We start from the raw sequence: 2,625 nt of genomic DNA on the forward strand, positions 1-2,625 counted from the left end.
CACCACGCGGTCGGTGGTGGAGAGCACCTGCCCCACGAGGTCGTCCAACGCGGAGATGTAGGCCCAGGACTCGGCGGCCGGGTCCGGGGCGGCCTCGATGACGTTGAGGTGGATGCCGTTGGAGAAGAAGTCCCGGCCGCCGCCCAGCACCAGCACCGAGGTCGGCCGCCCGAGCGCGAAGCGGTACGCCTCCCGCAGGCGGCGGCAGTGCTCGGCGGACATCGCGCCGCCGGGGAAGGAGAAGCGCAGGAAGCCCACCGGGCCTTCCTCGCGGTAGCCGATGTCCGACCAGGCGGGCGCGTCGTCCCCGCCCGGCATCAGCGGCGCCGGCACCTCGGGCAGCGCGGGCAGCAGGGCGCCGAGCGCCGTCACGGCCGGGAGCTTGAAGGTCGCGGGCCCGCCGGGTGTGCGCCGCCGGCGGAGTTCGGGGATCCACACTGCGCCGTCCGGAGTAGCCCGGCACACCGCCCCGGCCCGGGTCGCGAGGAGGTCGCCGGGACGGCCGCGCAGCTCCGGCTCGGGGTGCCCGCCGTGCAGGTACCACTCGCCGCCGCACAGCTCGTCGAGCACGCCGGGCTGCGAGTCCGCGGCGCGGAGCCGGCGCAGCACCTCCTCGGTGGAGTCGTCCGCCCAGTCGATCCGGCGCTCCTCCTGGCGCAGGACGGGCCGGGTGCGCACCGGCGCCCGCCAGCCGGGCCCGTGCTGCGGCTGCGGCGCGTACGTGCCGGAGGCGACGCGTTCGACGGCGACCAGCGCGGCGGCCACGGCCGCGTCGGAGACCTCGTTGCGGTACAGGTCGCTCTTGCCGCGCGCGGGCAGGCGGCACGGCGCCCAGGCCCAGACCGGCCCGGCGTCCATCTCGGCCTCGGCCTGGAGCACCGTGACGCCCCACTCGGTGACGCCCTCCTGGACCGCCCGGTCGAGCGAGGACGGGCCGCGGTCGCCCGGCGGGCCCGGATGGACGATCAGGCAGGTGGTCTCCGACCAGACGTCCGGCGGGACGGCGGTGCGCAGCATGGGCGCGAGGACCAGGTCGGGCCGCAGGCGCCGAACGGCGGCGCGCAGGTCGTCGTCGTCCCCGGCGAGGTGGACGTCCACGGTGTGGCGGCGGTCGCGCAGTTCGGCGTGGAGCCGCTGGCTGAGGCTGTTGAACGCGCTGGCGAGGAGCAGGATCCGCATATCCGCCTCCGGTGGGGTGAGCGTCCGGGAACCCGGCGATCATCGCCCCGGCCCCGTCCGCCCCCGGCCGCGCGCCCGCCGCCGCGCCGCCCGTTCACCCGAACCGCCGCCGTCGCCGCCGCTGCCGCCCGGCCGACGTGGAGGTGGCCCACCCCCGGGGAGGTGGGGCGGGCCACTGGTCGGCTGATTGCGGGGTTAGTGACGGGTGTGCACCTCCGCGGACGGGTTTCATGAACATGTACAGACAACGTGTACGGACAAGAAGCCTCATCGCGGTCGGCCCGGCCCACAACGGCGTGCGGAGGCGGGCAGGGCGCACTGGAGCGCGGCGGGGCGCCTCCGAAGCGCGCGCCGGCGTGGGGCCCGGCCCTCACGACCGGGGTCGGGGACGGCGTCGTCGGCGGTCCAGCAGCAGCACGGTGAGGGCCGCCGTGGCGACCCCCTCGGCCCAGGCGGCGAGCGTCTTGTCGGTGAACCACACGGGCTCGTACATGTTCGGCAGCGGGCCGATGGCGCCGACGTCCACGTAGCGGTAGAGCAGCAGCGCGCCGAGCCCGGAGGCGGCGACGGTCCACGCGAAGGCGTCACCGGTGCGGTGCCGCCACAGGAGCAGGAGCAGCGCGGCGAGGCTCGCGGCCGCGGACTCCAGGCGGAACAGGGTGCCCTGGCTGAGCGAGTCGCCGACGGCGTCGTACTGGTCGGCCAGCCGGGCGTGGACGGCCGCGTCGATCGCGAGTCCGGCCGCCGCCGCGAGGCGCAGGACGAGGTGGGTGAGGCTCCGGCCGCGGCGGCGGCCGGGTGCGGGGGTGTCCATGGTGCATCAGCCAACGGTGAGGGTGCCGTGCATGAACGGGTGGATGGTGCAGATGTACGGGTGGTCGCCCGTCTGCTGCGGCGCGGTGAAGGTCGCGGACGCCCCCGGGGCGATGTTCCCCGTGTCGAAGGACTTGTCGGAGGCGGTCAGCGTGTGGGTGGTGGAGTCCTGGTTGACGACCGTGACGGTCTGACCGGGCTTCACGGTGAGGGAGGCCGGCGCGAACGCGAAGTTCTTGATCGTGACCTGGAGCGCGCCGGTGCTGCTGGGTGCGGGCGTGGCGGCGGAGGCAGACGCGGTGGCACTGGCGGTCGCGGTCGCGGTGGCGCTCGCGGTCGCGGTGGCGCTCGCGGTCGCGGTGGCACTGGCACTGGCACTGGCGGCCGGGGAACTCGCCGCGCTGGTGGTGGTGTTCGCGGGCTTGCTGGAGCTGGAGCAGGCCGCGAGACCCACGGAGAGCAGCAGGGCGGCGGCAGCAGCCAGGAGGGGCCGGGTTCTGGTCACGTACGGGCTCCGTTTCGGGTGGGTCGGGTGGAGGGGTGGGGGGGGGGGCCCGGGGGGGGGGGGGGGGCGCCCCCGCGGGGGGTGTGGGGAGCACGTCCGGTGTCATATACAAAAAATAGACACACACC

3 protein-coding genes are annotated in these 2,625 nt (G+C 75.5%); all 3 read right to left on the reverse strand.

Translation table 11 applies throughout. From position 1 onward, the window contains the following. Positions 1-1,179 (reverse strand): formyltransferase family protein (locus tag ACFV4F_RS43085; RefSeq protein ID WP_380511459.1); only part of this gene is annotated, 1,179 nt, incomplete at its 3' end. 370 nt (positions 1,180-1,549) lie between these two features. Next, on the reverse strand, positions 1,550-1,993 hold the full coding sequence (locus ACFV4F_RS43090) for a hypothetical protein (RefSeq protein WP_380511461.1): 444 nt from the start codon (positions 1,991-1,993) through the stop codon (positions 1,550-1,552). A 6-nt stretch (positions 1,994-1,999) separates the two neighbouring features. Next, positions 2,000-2,497, reverse strand: a complete 498-nt coding sequence (locus ACFV4F_RS43095; RefSeq protein WP_380511464.1) for a cupredoxin family copper-binding protein — start codon at positions 2,495-2,497, stop codon at positions 2,000-2,002. Positions 2,498-2,625: the final 128 nt, after the last annotated feature.

It is taken from the genome of Kitasatospora sp. NPDC059722, assembly GCF_042733235.1.
Lineage (GTDB): Bacteria > Actinomycetota > Actinomycetes > Streptomycetales > Streptomycetaceae > Kitasatospora.